21 protein-coding genes are annotated in these 19,036 nt (G+C 69.6%); 12 read left to right on the plus strand and 9 right to left on the minus strand.

What is annotated here, in order from left to right; all coding sequences use genetic code 11:
• Positions 1–63: 63 nt before the first annotated feature.
• From C0012_RS01445 to C0012_RS01470, 6 genes are read left to right on the plus strand one after another with little or no spacing between them, the layout of a single operon-like run.
• Entirely contained in the window at positions 64–750 is a 687-nt protein-coding gene (locus C0012_RS01445; RefSeq protein ID WP_110588534.1) for a DUF1684 domain-containing protein, read from the plus strand.
• A 59-nt stretch (positions 751–809) separates the two neighbouring features.
• The gene (locus tag C0012_RS01450; RefSeq protein ID WP_110588533.1) at positions 810–2,342 is read left to right on the plus strand and encodes an ABC transporter substrate-binding protein; all 1,533 of its coding nucleotides are present in this window, start codon (positions 810–812) and stop codon (positions 2,340–2,342) included.
• A 25-nt stretch (positions 2,343–2,367) separates the two neighbouring features.
• Complete coding sequence (locus C0012_RS01455) at positions 2,368–3,333, plus strand: ABC transporter permease (protein ID WP_110588532.1); 966 nt, start codon at positions 2,368–2,370, stop codon at positions 3,331–3,333.
• On the plus strand, positions 3,330–4,166 hold the full coding sequence (locus tag C0012_RS01460; RefSeq protein WP_110588531.1) for an ABC transporter permease: 837 nt from the start codon (positions 3,330–3,332) through the stop codon (positions 4,164–4,166). Before C0012_RS01455 ends, C0012_RS01460 begins: the two co-directional genes overlap by 4 nt.
• Entirely contained in the window at positions 4,163–4,963 is an 801-nt protein-coding gene (locus C0012_RS01465) for an ATP-binding cassette domain-containing protein (RefSeq protein ID WP_198411038.1), read from the plus strand. Before C0012_RS01460 ends, C0012_RS01465 begins: the two co-directional genes overlap by 4 nt.
• Positions 4,960–5,724: an ABC transporter ATP-binding protein gene (locus tag C0012_RS01470; RefSeq protein WP_110588530.1), complete on the plus strand. Its 765-nt coding sequence runs from the start codon at positions 4,960–4,962 to the stop codon at positions 5,722–5,724. The genes C0012_RS01465 and C0012_RS01470 overlap by 4 nt, the downstream gene beginning before the upstream one ends.
• Before the next feature lie 6 nt (positions 5,725–5,730).
• On the opposite strand, the gene hpf is transcribed toward C0012_RS01470, so the two are convergent.
• The 5 genes from hpf to mtrA form a co-directional block, all read right to left on the minus strand.
• Positions 5,731–6,393 carry a ribosome hibernation-promoting factor, HPF/YfiA family gene (hpf, locus tag C0012_RS01475; protein ID WP_110588529.1) on the minus strand — a complete coding sequence of 221 codons (663 nt, stop codon included), beginning with the start codon at positions 6,391–6,393 and terminating at the stop codon, positions 5,731–5,733.
• Positions 6,394–6,501: 108 nt separating this feature from the next.
• The gene (locus C0012_RS01480; RefSeq protein ID WP_110588528.1) at positions 6,502–7,197 is read right to left on the minus strand and encodes a ComF family protein; all 696 of its coding nucleotides are present in this window, start codon (positions 7,195–7,197) and stop codon (positions 6,502–6,504) included.
• A 91-nt stretch (positions 7,198–7,288) separates the two neighbouring features.
• Entirely contained in the window at positions 7,289–9,013 is a 1,725-nt protein-coding gene (locus tag C0012_RS01485) for an LpqB family beta-propeller domain-containing protein (RefSeq protein ID WP_110588527.1), read from the minus strand.
• Positions 9,010–10,671, minus strand: coding sequence for an MtrAB system histidine kinase MtrB (gene mtrB, locus C0012_RS01490; protein WP_232527733.1), 1,662 nt, complete (start codon positions 10,669–10,671; stop codon positions 9,010–9,012). Before mtrB ends, C0012_RS01485 begins: the two co-directional genes overlap by 4 nt.
• A 22-nt stretch (positions 10,672–10,693) precedes the next feature.
• On the minus strand, positions 10,694–11,374 hold the full coding sequence (gene mtrA / locus C0012_RS01495) for an MtrAB system response regulator MtrA (protein ID WP_110588525.1): 681 nt from the start codon (positions 11,372–11,374) through the stop codon (positions 10,694–10,696).
• Between the two features lie 100 nt (positions 11,375–11,474).
• Between mtrA and C0012_RS01500 the strand changes: the two genes are divergently transcribed.
• Genes C0012_RS01500 through C0012_RS01525 form a run of 6 tightly spaced genes read left to right on the plus strand, consistent with a single transcriptional unit; the run spans position 11,475 to position 17,348 of the window.
• On the plus strand, positions 11,475–12,689 hold the full coding sequence (locus tag C0012_RS01500) for a DUF7544 domain-containing protein (RefSeq protein ID WP_162621810.1): 1,215 nt from the start codon (positions 11,475–11,477) through the stop codon (positions 12,687–12,689).
• A complete protein-coding gene (locus C0012_RS01505; protein ID WP_110588523.1) occupies positions 12,686–13,339 on the plus strand; it encodes a DUF4129 domain-containing protein in 654 nt (217 codons plus the stop codon). Before C0012_RS01500 ends, C0012_RS01505 begins: the two co-directional genes overlap by 4 nt.
• Positions 13,336–14,520: a DUF4350 domain-containing protein gene (locus C0012_RS01510; RefSeq protein ID WP_110588522.1), complete on the plus strand. Its 1,185-nt coding sequence runs from the start codon at positions 13,336–13,338 to the stop codon at positions 14,518–14,520. Before C0012_RS01505 ends, C0012_RS01510 begins: the two co-directional genes overlap by 4 nt.
• Positions 14,517–15,542 (plus strand): AAA family ATPase, encoded by a 1,026-nt coding sequence (locus tag C0012_RS01515; protein ID WP_110588521.1) that lies wholly within the window; start codon positions 14,517–14,519, stop codon positions 15,540–15,542. The genes C0012_RS01510 and C0012_RS01515 overlap by 4 nt, the downstream gene beginning before the upstream one ends.
• A gap of 6 nt (positions 15,543–15,548) precedes the next feature.
• Positions 15,549–16,859, plus strand: coding sequence for a DUF58 domain-containing protein (locus C0012_RS01520; protein WP_110588520.1), 1,311 nt, complete (start codon positions 15,549–15,551; stop codon positions 16,857–16,859).
• Positions 16,860–16,913: 54 nt separating this feature from the next.
• Positions 16,914–17,348, plus strand: a complete 435-nt coding sequence (locus tag C0012_RS01525) for a Fur family transcriptional regulator (protein WP_110588519.1) — start codon at positions 16,914–16,916, stop codon at positions 17,346–17,348.
• 106 nt (positions 17,349–17,454) lie between these two features.
• Here C0012_RS01525 and C0012_RS01530 read toward each other — a convergent pair whose 3' ends face one another.
• The 4 genes from C0012_RS01530 to C0012_RS01545 form a co-directional block, all read right to left on the minus strand.
• Positions 17,455–17,787: a hypothetical protein gene (locus C0012_RS01530; protein WP_162622931.1), complete on the minus strand. Its 333-nt coding sequence runs from the start codon at positions 17,785–17,787 to the stop codon at positions 17,455–17,457.
• Positions 17,788–17,872: 85 nt separating this feature from the next.
• A complete protein-coding gene (locus C0012_RS01535; RefSeq protein WP_110588517.1) occupies positions 17,873–18,280 on the minus strand; it encodes a hypothetical protein in 408 nt (135 codons plus the stop codon).
• Complete coding sequence (locus tag C0012_RS01540) at positions 18,277–18,495, minus strand: helix-turn-helix domain-containing protein (protein ID WP_110588516.1); 219 nt, start codon at positions 18,493–18,495, stop codon at positions 18,277–18,279. The genes C0012_RS01535 and C0012_RS01540 overlap by 4 nt, the downstream gene beginning before the upstream one ends.
• Entirely contained in the window at positions 18,495–18,971 is a 477-nt protein-coding gene (locus C0012_RS01545; protein WP_162621809.1) for a DUF2975 domain-containing protein, read from the minus strand. Before C0012_RS01545 ends, C0012_RS01540 begins: the two co-directional genes overlap by 1 nt.
• Positions 18,972–19,036 lie beyond the last annotated feature (65 nt).

Here is a 19,036-nt window from a genome sequence, read left to right on the forward strand (position 1 = left end):
GGACCGCTGGCCATCCGAGGCGCAGCGGGGTGCGGACTCGCCGCGCACCGTAGAATCGTGCAGATGAGTGATTCCACAGACCGCGCGCACTGGCAGTCTTGGCACATCGCGCGCATGGCGAGCCTCGTCGGGCCGCAGGGCAACCTCGCGCTCGTCGAGACCCGCTGGCTGCCGTCGGGCGAAGAGCCCGACCTCGCCGCCGCGCGCGCCGATCTCGCCCCCACCATGTCGGTGTCGGCGCTCACCCGCGAGAACATCGACACGGGTGCTCCCGAGCACGGCCTGCGGTTCTGGGACGTCGCGAGCGACGCGATCGCGCGTTTCGAGACCGTCGACGTCTTCCCCTACGACCCCGAATGGGTCATCGAGGCCGCATACGAGCAGGCGGCAGACGGCCACACGGTGGCTTTCGAGCACATGCGCGACAACGGCGGCTCGCGCGAGAAGGTCGTGCCCGGAACGATCACCGCGACGATCGCTGACAAGACGTATGAGCTGAGCGCGTTCGACGACGACGGACAGCTCCTCCTCGTCTTCGGCGATCCGACGAACGGCGACGAGACATACGGGGCCGGGCGCTTCCTCTTCGTCGACGAGCCGGTCGACGGCCGGGTGACGCTCGACTTCAACCGGGCCTTCATCCCGCCCTGCGGCTTCAGCGACCAGTACAACTGCCCCATGCCCCCGCCGCAGAATCGCATTGCGGTCGCCGTCCGTGCGGGCGAGAAGACCGCCCGCTTCCGCGACTGACCCCTCCCCGATCCGCACAGGGCGGGCACCCCGCCCCGCGCACAGCAGAAGGACCTCCCATGCGCCTCTCGACGCCCGCGACGATCGCCGTCGCCCTCACGACCGCACTCGCCCTCGCGTCCTGCTCGCCCGCCGAGCCGGACGCGACCGGGGGCCCGGAGGTGCCGCCCGGCGCCGCCGTCGACCCCGACGCAACGATCAACATCGGATCGATGTACGAGCCGCAGAATCTCGACAACACGTCCGGCGGCGGCCAGGGCGTCACCGAGGCGCTCTCGGGAAACGTCTACGAGGGGCTGTTCCGCCTCGCCGACTCGGGTGAGGTCGAGCCCCTTCTCGCCGCCTCGCACGAGATGAGCGACGACGGGCTCACGTATACGTTCACGCTGCAGGACGGCGTCGCGTTCCAGAGCGGAAAGGCCCTCACCGCCGACGACGTCGTGTTCTCGATCGAGAAGGTCATCGCCGACGATTCGCAATCGGCCCGCAAGAGCCAGCTCGAGGTCGTCGACACCGTCACGGCCCTCGACGACGCGACGGTGCAGGTCACGCTGTCCGAGCCGTCGATCTCGTTCATCTACAACCTCACGTATGTGTGGATCGTCAACAGCGAGTTCGACGGCGACCGCAAGGCCGCCGCCGACGGCACCGGCCCGTACAGCCTCGGGCAGTGGACCCGCGGATCCGCGCTGAGCCTCGAGCGTCATCCCGATTACTGGGGCGAGCAGGCGGCGAACGCCGGCGTCGTGTTCCACTACTTCGGCGACGCGACCGCCCTGGGCAACGCTCTGCTGACGGGAGCGGTCGACATCGCGACGAGCCAGCAGTCGCCCGACGCACTCACGCAGTTCGAGGCGACGGACGACTTCGTGATCAACGACGGCGACTCGACGACGAAGCTGCTGCTCGCGTTCAACGACGCCGCGGCGCCGTTCGACGATGTGCGCGTGCGCCAGGCCGTGTCCTACGCGATCGACGACGAGAAGCTTCTCGAATCGGTCTGGGGCGACTACGGCACCCTCATCGGCTCGATGGTGCCGCCGACCGACCCCTGGTACGAGGACCTCACCGACCTCGACCCGTACGACCCGGAGCGCGCGCAGGAACTGCTCGACGAGGCCGGCTTCGCGGACGGCTTCACCTTCTCGCTCGATACCCCGAACTACGACCCGCACCCCACGGCCGCGACCTTCATCCAGTCGCAGCTCGCTGAGGTCGGCATCACGGTCGAGATCAACTCGATCACGGCAGATGAGTGGTACACGAAGGTGTACCAGAACCGTGACTTCGACGCGACGATGCAGGAGCACGTCAACGACCGCGACCTCGTCTGGTACGGCGACCCCGGTTTCTACTGGGGCTACGACAACCCCGATGTCCAGGAGTGGGTGCAGCAGTCCGAGCTCGTCGCGAGCGAGGCCGAACAGACCGAGCTGCTGAAGCTCGTCGCACGCACGACCGCCGAGGAGGCCGCGAGCGAGTGGCTGTACCTCTACCCGCAGATCGTCGTCGCGTCGACGTCGGTGTCGGGCTACCCGCTGAACGGCCTGAACTCGCAGTTCTTCGCCTACGACATCGAGAAGTCGGTGTGATCGGCGGGCGCCGGGCGGCCGCGTCGTGACGCGGTATCTGCTGCGACGGGCAGTCTTCCTGGCCGTCTCGCTCGTCCTCGCGAGCGTCGTCCTCTTTCTGCTCCTGCGCGTGCTGCCGGGCGACCCGGCGAACGCGCTGACGGCCGTCGGCGCGACCGAGGAGCAGATCGAGGCGGCGCGCGCGCAGATCGGATCCGATCTGCCGCTGCACCAGCAGTTCCTCGACTGGATCGGGTCCGCGTGGCGGGGAGACCTCGGCGAGTCGTTCGTGAGCGGATTGTCGGTCTCCGATGAAGTCGTCCAGCGCCTGCGCGTGACCCTTCCCCTCACGTTCGCGGCCTTCCTCGTCGCGATCGCACTCGCCATCCCTGCCGGGTACATCGCGGCGACGCGTTCCCGAACCTGGTACGGCGGTCTGCTCAATGCCGTCGCACAGCTCGGCATCGCCGTCCCCGTGTTCTGGCTCGGCATGATCCTCGTCGTCGTCTTCGCGCTGCAGCTGCGCGTGCTCCCTGCGGGCGGATTCCCGATCAACGGCTGGGCGGATCCGGCCACCGCCGCGGTCGCCCTCGTCCTGCCCGTCGTGACCGTCGCGATCATCATGAGCGCCTCGCTCACCCGCTACGTCCGCTCGGCGGTCCTCGACGTGGCCGGCAGCGACTTCGTGCGCACCGCGCGCGCGATGGGCGCGACGTTCGGCGAGGCGATGAGGAGACACGGCATGCGCAGCGCGGCCGTTCCCGTCGTCGCCGTGCTCGGCATGGAGCTCGCCTCGACGCTGCTCGGCGCGGTCGTGGTCGAGCAGGTCTTCGCCCTGCCCGGCCTCGGCTCCATGCTCGTCACCGGTATCGCCGAGCACGACTACCCCGTCATCCAGGGGGTGCTGTTCGTCTCGACACTCGCGGTGCTTCTCATCGGATTCGCCGCCGACATCGCGCAGCGCCTCATCGATCCGCGCCTGCGCGAACGACTCTCCGAGGCGAGCACATGAACCGCCGCGTCGCCACCCTCTGGATCGGGCTCGCGCTCGTATCCTTCATCGCCGCGATCGCCGTTCTCTCCCTCGTGTGGCTGCCGCACGAGATCTCGGATACCTCGGGCGGTCGTCTCGATCCACCCGGCACAGAGGGACACCTTTTCGGCACCGACCGGCTCGGTCGCGACCTCGCGACGCAGTTCATGATCGGCGCGCGCATCGCCATGCTGTCGGGGATCGGCGCCGTCGTGATCGCGGGTGTCGTCGGCGTCACGTGCGGCATCATCGCGGCATTCGCCCAGGGATGGATCGACGACACCCTCGCCGCACTTCTCGATATTCTCATCGCCTTCCCGACCCTGCTGCTCGCGATGCTCATCGTCGCCGCTCAGCCGGCGACCCTCTGGACGGCGATCCTCGCGATCGGGCTCGCGCAGAGCGCGATCGTCGCACGGCTCACGCGGATCCTCGTGAAGCGTGTCCTGCAGACGAGCTTCGTGACGGCCGCACGCACGTCGGGCACGTCGTGGACGGGCATCGTCTTCGGACACGTCCTGCCCAATATCTGGACGACGCTCGTCGTGAGCCTCGCACTGCAGTTCGGCCTCGCCGTTCTGGCCGAGGCGAGCCTGTCGTATCTCGGCCTCGGTGCGCCACCGCCCAATGCTTCATGGGGTCGCCTGCTCCAAGAGGCGCAGCAGACGGTCCTCGTCGCGCCGATGGGGGCGATCGTCCCGGGCGTGCTCCTCATCGTGCTCGTCATCGGCGTCAATCTCGTCGCCGACGGGCTCCGCGACGTGCTCGATCCGACGGCACGCCGCAGCGTACGTCAGGAGGTCGCTTCGTGACCGCGCCCGCGCTCCAGGTGGATCAACTCACGGTGCGCGCGAACGGCGCGGCGCTCGTCGACGGCCTCTCATTCGATCTCGCCCCCGGCGAGCGCCTCGGCCTCATCGGCGAGTCAGGATCCGGGAAGTCGCTCACGACTCTCGCGATCCTCGGCCTCCTGCCGGACGGCCTGACGGTCACGGGATCCATCCGGCTCGACGGGACGGAAGTCGTCGGAGCACGCGAGCGCACTCTCGTCGGCCTGCGCGGACGCGCCGCCGCGCCCGTCTTCCAGGAGCCCCGGACCGCCCTCGATCCGCTCATGCGGGTGGGCCGACAGATCGCGCTCCCCATGCGACGCCGTGGCGTCTCCGGCCGCGCACTGCAGGGCGGCGTGCGAGAACTGGTCTCGCAGGTCTCCCTCGACGACGCCGACCGTGTCGTGCGCGCCTTCCCGCACGAGCTCTCGGGCGGACAGCGCCAGCGCGTCGCCCTCGCGATCGCCCTCGCCGGCGAGCCGCGGATCCTCCTCGCCGATGAGCCCACGACAGCGCTCGACGTCTCGGTGCAGGCCGACATCCTCGCGCTCATCGATCGCGTCGCCCGCGAGCGCGAGATGAGCGTGCTTTTCGTGAGCCACGACCTCGCCGTCGTCTCGCAGATCGCGCCGCGCGGGCTCGTCATGCGGCACGGCCGCGTCGTCGAACGCGGTGAGATCTCCCGGATCCTCGCCGCACCCGAGCACACGTACACCGCCGGCCTCATCGCGAGCGCCCGGCGCTTCGAGGACGCCCTCGAAAGGAGGATGCGCCCGTGACCACTCCCCTGCTGTCGCTCGAGGCCGCGAGCCTCGCGTACCACCGTGGCGAGCGCCCTGCCGTCGACGAGGTCTCGTTCGCGGTCGAGCGCGGTCGCAATCTGGCGATCGTCGGCGAGTCCGGGGCCGGAAAGTCGTCGATCCTCAGCCTGCTCCTCGGGTTGCGATCGCCGAGCGCGGGTCTCGTGCGCTATGACGGACGCGCCCTTGACCTGCGCGACCGCGCCCTCCTTGGCGCTTTCCGCCGCGACGTGCAGTGCGTGTTCCAGGACCCGTATGCGTCACTGGATCCGCGCCGTCGCGTCGGGGCAATCGTCGGCGAGCCGCTGCGTTCGTTGGGGCTCGCCGGTCGCGCCGAACGCGCGGAGCGAGTCGCAGGCGCCCTCGCCCGCGTCGATCTGCCCTCCGACGCCGCCAGCCGATTCCCGCACGAGTTCTCCGGCGGCCAGCGCCAGCGGATCGCGATCGCGCGCGCGATCGTGAGCGAGCCGCGAGTTCTGCTCGCCGACGAGCCCGTCAGCGCCCTTGACGTGACGACGCGCGTCCGGGTCGTCGATCTCCTGCACGAGCTCCTCGCCGACGGAGACATGACCCTCGTCATGGTCTCCCACGACATCGGCGTCGTCGCCGAGCTGTGCGACGAGACGCTCGTGCTCGAGAGTGGACGTGTCGTCGAACGGGGCACGACGAGCGATGTGCTCGGCGCGCCCCGCGACGCCTATACGAAGCGCCTCATGAGCGCCGTTCCGCGGCTTCCCTGAGCTGGCTCAGCTCGCCAGCTCCTCCCGCATCGGGGGCGCCTCGGTTTCGAGTTCGATCACGCCGTAGTCCCATCCGCGGCGGCGGTACACGACGCTCGGCCGATCGGTGCGGACGTCGATGAAGAGGAAGAAGTCGTGCCCGACGAGCTCCATGCGGTCGACGGCCTCCTCAACCGTCATCCACTCGGGTTCGAACGTCTTCGTCCGGATGACGACGGGCGAGTACTCTTCCGCTGCCTCCTGCTCTCCGACGGGGATCGCGCCCGTCGCGACGGCGTGCAGCGTTTCGGCGTCGACGGGGGTGATGTCGATCCCCTCGAGAGAGCCTGTGCCCTTCTCGAGGTGGGCGCCGTGCGGGCGCTGACGGCCCGTGACCCGCTTGTCCTTCGCACGACGCAGCTGGGTCGTCAGCTTGTCGAGCGCCATCTCGAGAGCCGCGAACTTGTCCTCGGCTCGGGCCTCGGCTCGGGCGACCTTGCCCTTGCCGGTGACCGTGAGCTCGACCTTGGCTTCTTCCACGCGGCCTCGGTGGTGAGCCGACTGCGTGACCTTCACGTCGAAACTGTCTGCGCGGGGCGCGAGAGTCTCAACGCGCGGGAGCTTCTCATCGACAACGGTTCGGAACCTCTCGGTGACGCTGACGCCCACACCGACGATGCTCGTGTCCATCTTGTGCCTCCCATTCCGGTTCGCCCGGAGTGAGCGAACCACGGTCGCTTCCTGGCTTCCCACCGTATTCCCAGATCGCCTCCGTGTCACTCTTTTCTTCTCTGAAGATCATCGGCGCGTCGTATGTCGTTCATCTGTCTGTGCATCGCCCCATGCCGGGGTGTGCGCGAGCGCTGCCGCACCCCAGACGACGGCGCCCGCCCGTTCGAGCGCACGCCGCGCCTCCCGCAGCGTCGCCCCCGTCGTCACGACGTCGTCGACGACGACCACTCGCTCTTCCGGAGCGATGCCGCGAGCGACGAGCGCGCCGGAGACATTCACCGCGCGCTCCTGACGCCCGAGGCCCCTCTGGTCGTCGGCACGACGCGACCAGCGCAGCGCCCGCGTCGGAGCGATGCCTGCGGATGTCAGGAGCATCTCCACGACGCGATATCCTCGCGAACGCGCGGAGCGTGGGCGAGAGGGCACCGGAACAGCGAGAACGTCGCGTCCGCCGCTCGCGGCTTCTGCGAGGGCGGGCCGGAGCGCCGCGCCCAGCACGCGCCGCAGATCCGTGCGTCCGTCCTCCTTCAGCGCGCGGATCACGCCCGCCGTCGGCCCCACGTATGCGAGCGACGCGTGCACGATCAGCGACTCTCCGTCGTCCTTCGTCACCACCCGCCGCACCTCCGGCCGCAGAGCATCGCGGCAGCGGTCGCAGAGCGCGACGGCGGATCCGGCGCAGCCCGCGCACACGACGGGAAGCAGCAGCGCGAACGCCTCCGCCCCCGCCCCCGCGAGACGCGCGACGAGAGATTCGGTCATGGCTCCATCGTCGTCGCACGCGACGGTGCGAATCGGCCCTGTGGAGAATCCGCCCGCGCCTCCCCCGCTGTGGACACGCTGCGCGGCGGAGTCACTCCGTCAGAGGCGGGGCTCCCGTCTGGGTGGCGAGGACGAGGATTCCGCTTCCGGCCTGCTGCCATCGCGTGGTGTTGCGCACGTAGATGACCCCGTCGTCTCCGAGAAGGCGCTCGCGTGACTGCGGATTGCCGTAGGTGAGCTCGGTCGCGACGAGCGCGGCGGTGACGCGTTCAGAGGTTCCTCCGACCTGCTGCTCCCGGATGAGGGTGCGTCCGTCCCCCGGGATCATCGAGGCGACGACGGTATCCGACACCCACGCAACCTCGTCCGCGTCCTCCGGAAGCGGGGCCACATCCTGCACCCCGGACAGCCCGATCGGAGCCCCCTCCCCGTCACGACGAATACCCGCGACGACGAGCGCTGGCTGATTGTCGCGACGCCCTGTGATCGCGATGCGGGCTCCGTCGCGCGAGACCTCGAGGCCCGAGATCTCCGTGAGCTCGTCGATGCCGGCGATCGAGATCGGATCCGTTGCGCCGTCGCCCCACGCCCGCAGCTGACCGGGTTCGTCGGGGCGCGCCGACCACGCGTATCCGAACGCGTCGAGCGATGGCTCGACCCAACCGGACTCGAAGCTGTGCACCTCCGATGTCTCGTCCTCCGCGTGCACGCGCCAGATCGTTCCCGATTCGGTCTGCACGATCGCGTGGCTGAGATCCGGAGCGACCGCGATGGACATGGCGGGATCCTCTTGCACCCCGCCGGGGGCGAACTGTTCAGCGATCGGATCCGAGAGACCTTCGATCGGCGTGATGTCGCCCGCGGTGAGGTAGCCGAAGGCATCCTCGGTGAGCACGATCGCTCGCGGATCGGGCTCGGTCGACACGACCTCGTCGTTCGCGGTCGCCAAGCGGTCGCCGACGACCGACATCCGCACCGCCGAGACACCGATCGGCAGGAGGGTTCGCTCGAGCTGCGTCTGCATACGCGCACGTATCTCGAGGTCGACGTCCGCGGCCGCTTCGGAGAGCGCAACCGTCGCCGTGAGATCTTCGTCGATGGTCACGCCCCGCAGATCGATCCCGTCGAAAGCCGAGCTCACGGCTCCCTCGAGCCACGGCGACGGTCCGCCGTCGACGAGCTCCGTGACGAGGCGCTCGAACAGATCTCCCGTGTCGGGGAACCATCGCAGATCGGGCACAAGCCGGTCTCCCGGCGCAGAGAAGAAGAGAGATTGCGATGTGAAGATGCTCTCGAAGGTGCCGCTCTGGACGACGACGCCGTCGGGGACCGAGGAGATGCGCCACTCGCCCTCGACGAGGACGAGTTCGAAGTCGAGGCTTCGCACGCCGCCCGCAGCAAGGTGGAATCCGCCGTCTTCGTCGACCGTCGCGGTCGGTGTCACCCGCACCCGCGTCTCGCCGCTGTCACCGTCGTCGCCCTCGGTGAAATCGCCGATCTCGCGCGAGTTCACATCGTCGATCGTGATGCGCGTGTCCGGATCCCACGCGAGCGAAGCCTCGTCCGTAAGAAACTCGCGGGCGATCTCCCAGTCGTCGGCTGTGCTCTCGCCGGCGTCGAGGAAGCCGTAGACGATGTCCGCCGGATTGGCGCCCTCGGACGGACCGGGTGGAGTGAACTGCCACCGCGCGTCCGGGGTGGTCTCCCCCACCTTGTTCCCCGGCTGGAGAGTCCCGTCCGTCGGAAGTCCCGCGCACCCTCCGAGTGCGAGGATCCCCACGAGGACCCCCGCGACGACGCCGCGCCTCAGCTTCATGCGTCCTCCTCGCTCGTCTTCCGGACGACGAGCGTCTCGGTCTCCGGGCCGTTTCCTGCCCGCAGATCGCCCGGAGTCAGCTCATCGGCGGGCTCGACGGTGATCGGCGCGACAACCTCCGCGCCCTCACCGCGGGGCAGCGTGACGACGAAGTGCGTTCCCCGCCCGAGATGCGACCAGACATCGATCGTGCCGCCGTGCAGCGTCGCGTCGCCGAGCGCGATCGACAGACCGAGACCCGTCCCGCCCAGCGTGCGCTTGCGCGACGGATCCGCACGCCAGAAGCGGTCGAAGACGCGCGAGACGTGCTCGGCCCGCATGCCGAGGCCGTGGTCCCGGACGCCGACCGCGACGGCGGTCTCGTTCTGCGCGACCGTCACCTCGACCGGTCTCTTCTCCCCGTGTTCGATCGCGTTGCCCACGAGGTTGCGCAGGATCCGACGCACTCGGCGCGGATCCATCGACGCGACGTCGTCGCCGTCGGCACCGCGGAATCTCACCTCCGTGTCGTGCTGCCAGGCGATCTGCCGCATCGACTCGCACACGCCCTCAACGACATCGCTCAGGCTGACTTCCTCGAGCTCAAGGTGCACGGATCCCGCATCGTGTCGGCTGATCTCGAGCAGATCGGTCAGCAGCTGTTCGAAGCGCGCGACCTGGTCGTAGAGAAGCTCGGCAGATCGCGCGGTGACGGGATCGAACGACTCACGGTCGCCGTGCAGCACCCCGGCGGCGAGACGGATCGTCGTCAGCGGGGTGCGCAGCTCATGCGACACGTCCGAGACGAACCGCTGCTGCACGAGCGAGAGCTCCGCGAGCTCGCGGATCTGCGACTCGATCGAGTCGGCCATCTGGTTGAACGATCGTGCGAGCGTCGCGAGCTCGTCCTCACCTCTCGGCTCGAGGCGCGCCGCCAGATCCCCCGACGCGAACCTCGCGCTCGTGCGAGAGACATCGACGATCGGGGCCGTGACCGAACGCATCACAAGCCACATGATGCCCGCGACGATGACGATGAGCGACAGTCCGGCGATCCACAGCGTGATCTGCACGTACGCAAGGGTGCGGGCGACGTCGGAGAGCGGGTAGGCGAGATAGACCTCGTAGACGCCGACGCTGGGCAGGTCGAGCTGCCGCCCCACGACGATCGCGGGTACGGGCGCTCCCGAGTCAGACGGGAGGGCGATCGACTGCCACCACTGGTTCTCGGGGCGCGCACGCACCTGCTCCCGCAGGCCCTCCGAGAGCATCGACTCCTCGAAGACCGTGTTCTTGAGCATGAAGGCCGCGGGAACGTCGTCGGGCGATTGCTCGGCGATCGGCATGCCGACGATGAGGTCGGTCGTCGCCGCGGTCGCAAGGTCGCCGAGCATGTCGTTGCGAAGCGCCTGGATCGCGGCGCGGTCGGTCGCGGCCGGCTCGGCGGCGGCCGACGCCTGTGCGAAATCGACCGCGCGATTGGTCTCCTCGAGAACCTGCTCGCGGCGCGAGTCGAAGAGGTCCGACTGAATCGCGAGCGCCACCCAGGCCATCGCGATCAGGATCGCGACCGTCGTCGCGACAGTCGTGATGAGAGTCGCCCGAAAGCGCAGAGACCCCTTCCACGCCACGAGCGGACGGCGCCGGATCCGACGCGCGATCGCGGCGAGCGGGGTCATCCGCGCCTCGGACATCGGAGAGTCAGGAACTGGCGCCGGCGCGATACCCCACGCCGCGCACCGTCATGACGATGCGCGGGTTGTCGGGGTCGAGCTCGATCTTCGAGCGCAGTCGCTGCACGTGCACGTTCACAAGGCGCGTATCCGCCTTGTAGTGGTAGCCCCACACCTGCTCGAGCAGCTGCTCGCGCGTGAACACCTGCTGCGGCTTCGAGGCAAGGGCGACGAGCAGCTCGAACTCGAGCGGTGTGAGCGAGATGAGCTCGTCGCCGCGACGAACCTCGTGCGCGGAGACGTCGATCGACACATCGCCGACACGCAGCGCCTCGCCCTCCTCTGGCAGGGTAGGGCGCAGCCGCGTGCGGATCCGCGCGACGAGCTCCTTCGGGTTGAAGGGCTTGACGATGTAGTCGTCGGCGCCGGCTTCGAGCCCCGAGACAACGTCGGTCGTATCGGAGCGGGCCGTGAGCATGATGATCGGCACGCCCGATTCGGCGCGGATCTCGCGGCAGATCTCGATGCCGTCCTTGCCCGGAAGCATGAGATCGAGCAGCACGAGATCGGGCTTCTCGGCTCGCCACACGTCGAGCGCCGCCTCACCATCCGCGCAGAAGGCGGCTCCGAAGCCATCGCTCTTCAGCACGATGCCGATCATCTCGGCGAGTGCGGTGTCGTCGTCGACCACGAGAATGTGACCAGTCATGGGTCAACAGCCTAATCGGCGAGGCGCCGGATTGGCGCTCCGACACCGCCTGCGCCGAGTGTCACCGCGATGTGGAACGATGGGCACGGGAGGAGACAAAGTGACTGATCGCACGTTCCCGGGGTGGACCCCCGCGCCGCGTCAGGGGCTCGTCCCCCTGTATCCATACGGCTTCGGAACGATCCTCGGGAAGGCGTTTGCCGTCCTCAAGGGGAATCCGAAAGTTCTGCTTCTCTTCGTCGTCGGCGTGCAGACGCTCGCGATGACGATCTACCTCGTCGCGATCGGCGGCATCAGCTTCGCGGTGTTCTCGCGCGCTGAGACCGTTCCCGAGACCTCGCCCGAATTCGACCAGCTGATGTGGGGATCGGGCGCGATCGTGCTCATCTCCTCGCTCGTTCTCGCCCTCGGGCTGGTGGCGGTCACCACGATCGCGCAGGGCGTCGTCGTGGCAGAGGTCGCGCACGCCTCACTCTCTGAGAAGGCCTCGCTGGGGCGGCTCTGGCGCCGCGTGGGGCCCGCCTTCTGGCCGCTCGTCGGCTACTCGCTGCTCATCGGACTCATGACGATGCTCGCGATGGCGGCGCTCGCCGCCCCGCTCGTCTTCTTCGCGCTCCTCGATACGACGAGCGGATGGATCTTGTTCGTGTTCGGGCTCCTCATCGCCCTGCTGGGCGGCCTCGTCCTGGCCGCGTGGCTCGGGACCAAGCTGTTCCTCGCGCCGTCGACGATCGTGCTCGAGCGCGTCGGCCCGTTCCGCGCCATCCGGCGCTCGTGGCAGCTGACACGCGGGCGGTTCTGGCCGACGTTCGGCGTCGTGGCGCTTCTTTACGTCATCACGAACGTCGCCTCGAGCATCGTCTCGGGCGTCTTCTCGCTGGTGACTCCTCTCATCACAGGGACGCTCATCCCGCTCGGCATGGGCGCACCGACGGCGGGCGCCGCCACGACGCTCAGCATCGTCGTCCTCGTGCTGACATCGATCATCTCGTTCGCGATCGCCGCGATCATGACGATCGTGCTGTCGGCAGGCGGCGCCCTCACCTACATCGACGCCCGTATGCGCGACGAGGGCATCGATCTGCGTATGCGCCGCTACGTCGACGCCGGAGGCAACGAAGACGATCCCTACACCTTCGTGCCTGGGGCCGGACCGTCGCCGTTCGCCGCCCCCGCTCCTGGATACGGCGCGCCGACGCCCGGATACGCGCCCCCGCCGGCCGCGTCGCCCCACACACCGCTCCCCGGCCCCGTCCCGCCGACCCCGTCGCCCGAGCGCCCTGCCTCACCGCAGCCGCCGGCCCCGCCCGTATGATCACGCGGCCGACCGCCGTGCTCCCGGACCGCGATGAGGCGCGCGAATGGGCCGAGCGTGAGCTCGACAAGGCCGTCTACCGGGAAGCAGAGCCCACGCTGTTCGACCGCGTCGCGCAGCAGATCGGCGAGTTCTTCCAGTCGCTCTTCAATCCTCAGCTCGGCGGCGCCGCGTGGAGCCCCGTGTGGACGGCGATCATCGTCGCCGTCCTCGTCGGCGCCATCGTCGTCGCGTTCGTGATCTGGGGGATGCCCCGCGGTGAGGGCCGCACACGCTCGCGCTCCTCCGCCAGACTGTTCGACGCGGATGAGCGGACGGCTGCCGAACTTCGGCAGGCCGCCTCCGCCGCCCGGGGCCGCGAGGACTGGGAAGAGGCGATCGTCCTCCGCTATCGCGCAATCGCCCGCGGGCTTGATGAACGCGGAATCCTGCACGGCCCGCCCGGCATGACGGCGCGAACGTTCTCGCGTGTCGCCGCCGAGTACTTCCCGCCGCACGCCGCGGAGCTCCGGTCGGCCGCAGACGCCTTCGACGACGTGCGCTACCTCCGGGAGCCCGGATCCGCCGAGGCGGCGGAGCGCGTCGCCGCCCTCGATGATGCCGTCGCGGGAGCTCGTCCCGCGAAGGCCCCCGAGGCGGCGTTCGCATGAGCCTGATCGCGACAACCGAGAGCGGTGCCGCAGGGACCCGGCGAGGCACGCGCGCTCGGCGCGCATGGGGATGGGTCGCCGCCATCGCCGCCATCGTCGTCATCGGCTCGCTCCTCGCCGTGTTCGAGCGCAACTGGTCGGCACCCGACCGCTTCGGGATCGAGAGCCCCCGTTACGACGGCGCGCGCGCGATCGTCACCCTCCTGTCGGAAGAAGGCATCGCCGTAGACGCCGTGGATCGCGTGGACGATGTCCGCGACCAGATCGGATCCGACACCACGCTCGTGATCACCGACACCTCGATCCTCGACGTCGACATCCTTCGCGAACTCGCGTCGACCGCATCACGCACCGTGATCCTGGACGCGGACTTCGCGAGCGCCGACGCGCTCTTCCCCGGCATCGGATACGGCGGCCACGGGTCCGCCGCTGTCGCGCCCGACTGTGCGATTCCTGCCGCCGTGAACGCCGGGGCGATCCGTCCCGGCACCCTGTTCTCGGTCGACGCTCCCGGTGTCGTGGGCTGCTACCCGGCACAGGACGGATTCGCCCTTCTGCAGGCCGACGTCGATGCTGACTCGACCGTCACGCTGCTCGACGGCGAGGCCGTCATCGTCAATGACGCGCTCGCAGAAGAAGGCCATGCGGCCCTCGCCCTCGCCCTCCTGGGGCAGTCGGACGAGCTCCTCTGGTACACCCCCTCGCGTTCCGATGCGGAGGCCGCCGACAGCACTCCTGTGATCGGCGATTTCGTGCCCACCTGGGTTACGCCTCTCATCGTCCTCGGCGCTTTCGCCGCCGGGGCCGCCGCCGTCTGGCGCGGCCGCAGATTCGGCCCCCTCGTCGCGGAGACCCTGCCGGTCACCGTGCGCGCGGGCGAGACGCTCGAGGGACGCGCTCGCCTCTACCGGGCGGGCGGCGATCCGACGCACGCGATGGCGGCGCTGCTCCGGGGCGCGTCGGCGCGCATGGCCGGGCGGCTCGGGCTTCCGCCCGATGCCGACGCCGAACAGCTCGCGCGCGCGATCGCCGGCGTGCTGAACCGCGATCCGCGCGACGTCTATGCCGCGCTCACCGCGACGCCGCAGGACGACGCCGCATTCGCCGACGCGGGCGCCCGCCTGCGCGAGATCGAAGATGCCCTGGAAGCCGCAGATCCCTGGGAAGGACGCTCACGATGACCGACGCCGCACCCCTCCACCCCTCCCCGCCGACTCCTGCGCCTGCGCAGCAGCCCGCGCCGAGGCTGGATCCCGATGCCGAGCGCCTGCGACAGGCCGTCGCGCGCGTGCGCACGGAGGTGGGCAAGGCCGTCGTCGGACAGGACGGCGCCGTCAGCGGGCTGCTCATCGCCCTGCTCGCCCGCGGACACGCGCTCCTCGAGGGCGTGCCCGGCGTCGCGAAGACGCTCCTCGTGCGCAGCTTCAGCCGCGCGCTCGGCCTCGACACCAAGCGCGTGCAGTTCACGCCCGACCTCATGCCGGGCGATGTGTCGGGATCGCTCGTCTATGACGCGAAGACGGGCGAGTTCGAGTTCCGCGAAGGGCCCGTCTTCACCAACGTGCTCCTCGCCGACGAGATCAATCGCACCCCGCCGAAGACGCAGTCGGCCCTGCTCGAAGCCATGGAAGAGCGGCAGGTGTCGAGCGATGGCGTCACGCGGCCTCTGCCCGAGCCGTTCCTCGCGGCCGCAACGCAGAACCCCATCGAGCACGAGGGCACCTACACGCTGCCCGAGGCGCAGCTCGACCGCTTCCTCCTGAAGCTGTCGATCCGCGTTCCCGAGCGCGACGCCGAGATCGACGTGCTGCGCCGCCACGCCACGGGCTTCACGCCGCGCGATCTCGGCGCCGTCGAGGCCGCCGTCACGCCCGAGGAGATTCTCGAGGCGCAGCGGTCGGTCGACCGCGTGGAGGCGACCGATGACGTGCTCGCTTACATCGTCGACCTCGCCCGCGCGACTCGCGAGGCGGCCTCGGTCGCGGTCGGCGCGAGTCCGCGCGCCGCGACCGCGCTTCTCGCCGCGGCGAAGGCGTGGGCATGGCTCGGCGGCTATCCGGCGATCACCCCCGACCACGTGCAGGCCATGCTCACCCCCGTGTGGCGGCACCGCATCCAGCTGCGGCCAGACGCCGAGATCGAGGGTGTCTCGGTGGACGCCATCCTTGCCTCCGTGCTGCGCCAGACCGCCGTCCCCCGCTGACCGACGGTGTTCCTCTCTGGCCGCTTTCCGCTCCTCGTCGCCGCGGGCGTCGTGCCGATCGTGCTGCTCACGGCGGCCGGCGCGAACGCGTGGATCGTGCTCGCGGGCTGGCTTCTCTTCGTCATCGCGATCGCTGCGGTCGATGTGCTGAGCGCGCAGAACCCCGCGAGCCTGCGTATCGCCCGCGACATCCCTGCGCGCGCGAAACTCGGCGATGAGGTGCGCACGCGGGTCCAGTTCATCAACACGGGCACCCGCACGATCCGTGCGCGGGTGCGCGATGCGTGGCAGCCGACGGCCGGCGCGCCCGACGAGCGCGCACGGGTCGCGATCCCGCCGCGCGAGTCGCGAACAGTCGACGTGCCGCTCGCGCCGCGCCGACGTGGCGAGCTGCGCAGCGAGTTCGTCGCGGTGCGGATCCTCGGTCCGTTCGGGTTCGCGGGGCGCCAGAAGTCCCTCTCCTCCGTCGGCACGATCCGGATCCTGCCGCCGTTCCGCGCCCGCCGGCACCTCGCGAGCCGCGTGCAGCGCCTCCGCGAGCTCGACGGATCCACATCGCTGCAGGTGCGTGGCGAGGGCACTGAGTTCGATTCGCTTCGCGAATACGTGCGCGGCGACGACGTGCGCTCCATCGACTGGCGCGCGACGGCCCGCGCGACGACGACGATGCTGCGCACCTGGCGGCCCGAGCGAGACCGTCACGTCACGATCATCCTCGACACGGGGCGCACCTCGGCAGCCCGCGTGGGAGACGAGACCCGCCTCGACGCGAACTTCGAAGCGGCGCTGCTGCTCGCCGCGCTCGCGAACCGGGCCGGCGACCACGTGCACCTGCTCGCCTATGACCGCGTCGTCCGCGCGCGCGTCACGGGTGTCGACGGACCGCGGCTGCTGCCCGAGATCACCGACGCTCTCGCGCCCGTCGAGGCGCAGCTGATCGACACCGACTGGGATCACGCGCTGCGCGAAGCGGGGCGCCTTGCGCGCCGCCCAAGCCTCGTCGTGATCCTCACAGCGCAGGAGTCGCTGTCGTCGTCGCGCAACTTCCTCACGCGCCTGCAGACCCTGGCGGGCGGATCCACGACGGTCCTCGTCGGCACGGTCACCGATGCATCGCTCGAGGGCGCGGCGCGCGAGGGCGGATCCGTCACCGACCTCTACCGCGCGGCAGCCGCAGAGGCGACGCAGCGCGACGCCGAGCTCGTCGCCCGCGCCATATCGCGCGCCGGCGCGGAGGCCCTCGCCGACACCCCCGAGAAGCTCCCGCCCCGCATCGCCGACCGCTACCTCGCACTGAAGAAGGCGGGGCGGTTGTAGGGACCGCCCGGATCCCACAGAACCGAATCATTCAGAACAAGCTAGAATCGTGGGATGACCATTCCCGCGACGCGCGAGCCGGCCGCGCCAGACATGCTGCGCCGCGCCGGCCTGCGTGTGACAGCGCAGCGCGCGGCGGTACTCGATGCGCTCTCGGGAACCCCGCACGCAGCCGTCGACGAGCTACACGAGTACGTGCAGGAGCGGATCCCGGGCATCGCCCTGCAGACCGTGCACGGCATCGTCAACGACCTCACGGCGGCGGGCATCGCGCAGCGCGTGAGCCTGCCGGGCGCGGCGAGCGCCCTCTACGAGCTCGCACGTGCCGACAACCACCACCACGTGCAGTGCGTGGTGTGCGGCCGGGTCGAAGACGTCGAGTGCGTCGTCGGCGAAGCCCCGTGCCTTGCGCCGTCACAGACCCACGACATGCGCATCCTCGAGGCTGCGATCACCTTCCGCGGGGTCTGCTCGAGCTGCGACAGCTGAGGCGCGTCCCGGCGCGAGGCGACATCGTCGAGGAAGCGACTTCCGCACGCGGATCGGCCTTATGTCGGCGAATCCGCCTCATCTCGGAACAGGATCGCCTGGAGGATCAGTGAATCACGGGTGACACACGCCGGCTCTCGATCGTGGGGTGGATCAGGCCGTCTATTGTCGTCCGTTCGTGGAGGGTCGCCCGCTTGAGGGAAAGGGTGTCGCCGGCCAGGATGTACTTCTGCATCGCGATGCTGTCGAGATAGCCGGCCGCCGTCTGGGCAGGGGTGTGGCGTCGTCCCCGGTCGTGACGGCGGCGCGATCCACCTTCGCCGGACGCCTCCGAGATCTCGACGGCCGACGATTCGAAGGGCTCGCCGCCATCGGTCGCCACCGGGACGGCCCCGGCCTCGACCGTGCAATCCTGCACGTCGCGGATCTCGGCGCGCACGCCGTCCACCGACGGCGACCCGCCGACCGGAGAGGGTTGCTCACCGTCACCCGGCGCACCGTCCGCCCCGTGTGCCCCCTCCCACCTACTCCGCCTGCTCGTAGCGCTGGAACGTGTCCTCGGCGATCGTAGCGGCGAGGTTCATGCCGTATACCGAGAGCGCCGACGATCCGATCAGCGCGGCGGCCGCCATGAGCGTGACCGCGGCGCCGGTGAGGGACCACGCGAGGTTGCGAAGCAGCGCCGCGAAGACGAGGACCGAGACGCCGATGAGGAGCAGGATCCCGCCGCCGACCATCATCTGCATGTGCTCATGCGCCGTCTGTGCGACGAGGTCCACCGCGCGCGAAGGAGTGAGCGCGCCCGGCTCTCGGTACCCGCCGGACAGCATCGATCCGAGCACGACGACGCTGCACGCGAGCAACGCCGCGACGAGCACGCACGCGATCGCCACGCCCGACGCGACGCGCCGGGTCACGGCTCCCCGCGTCACCCCGCCTCCTCGTCCGGCACCCACGTCAGGATGTCGCCGGGCTGGCATCCGAGCGTGCGGCAGATTGCGTCGAGGGTCGTGAAGCGCACGGCCTTCGCACGGCCGTTCTTGAGCACCGAGATATTCGCCGGAGTGATCCCGATCGCATCCGCGAGCTCGCCGACGCCGATCTTCGCGCGGGCGAGCTCGACGTCGAGGTTGATGACGATCGCCATCAGACGACCTCGGACAGCTCGCGCTCGAGCCGCGAAGCCTTGCGCAGCAGTCCCTGCATCACGGCGACGAGGAGCGAGAGCCCGATCCCGACGAGGACCGTCATGACACCGGCGATCGCGACCATCGGCGATCCGGCCCCGCCCCACCAGATGACCGCGACGCCGATCGTGACGAGCGCCGTCGCGGCGACGATCGACCCGAGGACCACGCTCACCCATGCGAACGCAGATTCGCGGAAGATGCTGTCGGTACGGACCATGGAGAGTAGCCGCCAGACGCAGACGAGCACGACCTCAACACAGAGGATGAGCAGGATCGGCAGCACGATGCCGGGGACCCGCAGCGGCTCGAACTCGGGAGCGTCGTCGGCCATCGCGTTCGACACCATCGGGATGAACCACGCCTGAACGAACAGCAGCCCCGCGAACAGCAGCGCGATCAGCCCCTTCGCCGTCAGGATCGTCGCATCACGCATCACCACTCCTATCGTTTATCCACAGATATCTATCGATAAACGATACTCTACGGACCGAAGGACGG

It is taken from the genome of Microbacterium suaedae, assembly GCF_003254645.1.
In the GTDB taxonomy this organism is placed as follows: domain Bacteria; phylum Actinomycetota; class Actinomycetes; order Actinomycetales; family Microbacteriaceae; genus Microbacterium; species Microbacterium suaedae.

Coding starts and splice junctions, on each gene's coding strand:
- C0012_RS01480 (WP_110588528.1), bottom strand. CDS start 7,197: ATGACCGAATCTCTCGTCGCGCGTCTCGCGGGGGCGGGGGCGGAGGCG.
- C0012_RS01505 (WP_110588523.1), top strand. CDS start 12,686: ATGATCACGCGGCCGACCGCCGTGCTCCCGGACCGCGATGAGGCGCGC.
- C0012_RS01510 (WP_110588522.1), top strand. CDS start 13,336: ATGAGCCTGATCGCGACAACCGAGAGCGGTGCCGCAGGGACCCGGCGA.
- C0012_RS01450 (WP_110588533.1), top strand. CDS start 810: ATGCGCCTCTCGACGCCCGCGACGATCGCCGTCGCCCTCACGACCGCA.
- hpf (WP_110588529.1), bottom strand. CDS start 6,393: ATGGACACGAGCATCGTCGGTGTGGGCGTCAGCGTCACCGAGAGGTTC.
- mtrB (WP_232527733.1), bottom strand. CDS start 10,671: ATGACCCCGCTCGCCGCGATCGCGCGTCGGATCCGGCGCCGTCCGCTC.
- C0012_RS01485 (WP_110588527.1), bottom strand. CDS start 9,013: ATGAAGCTGAGGCGCGGCGTCGTCGCGGGGGTCCTCGTGGGGATCCTC.
- C0012_RS01545 (WP_162621809.1), bottom strand. CDS start 18,971: ATGCGTGATGCGACGATCCTGACGGCGAAGGGGCTGATCGCGCTGCTG.
- C0012_RS01460 (WP_110588531.1), top strand. CDS start 3,330: ATGAACCGCCGCGTCGCCACCCTCTGGATCGGGCTCGCGCTCGTATCC.
- mtrA (WP_110588525.1), bottom strand. CDS start 11,374: ATGACTGGTCACATTCTCGTGGTCGACGACGACACCGCACTCGCCGAG.
- C0012_RS01525 (WP_110588519.1), top strand. CDS start 16,914: ATGACCATTCCCGCGACGCGCGAGCCGGCCGCGCCAGACATGCTGCGC.
- C0012_RS01515 (WP_110588521.1), top strand. CDS start 14,517: ATGACCGACGCCGCACCCCTCCACCCCTCCCCGCCGACTCCTGCGCCT.
- C0012_RS01445 (WP_110588534.1), top strand. CDS start 64: ATGAGTGATTCCACAGACCGCGCGCACTGGCAGTCTTGGCACATCGCG.
- C0012_RS01540 (WP_110588516.1), bottom strand. CDS start 18,495: ATGGCGATCGTCATCAACCTCGACGTCGAGCTCGCCCGCGCGAAGATC.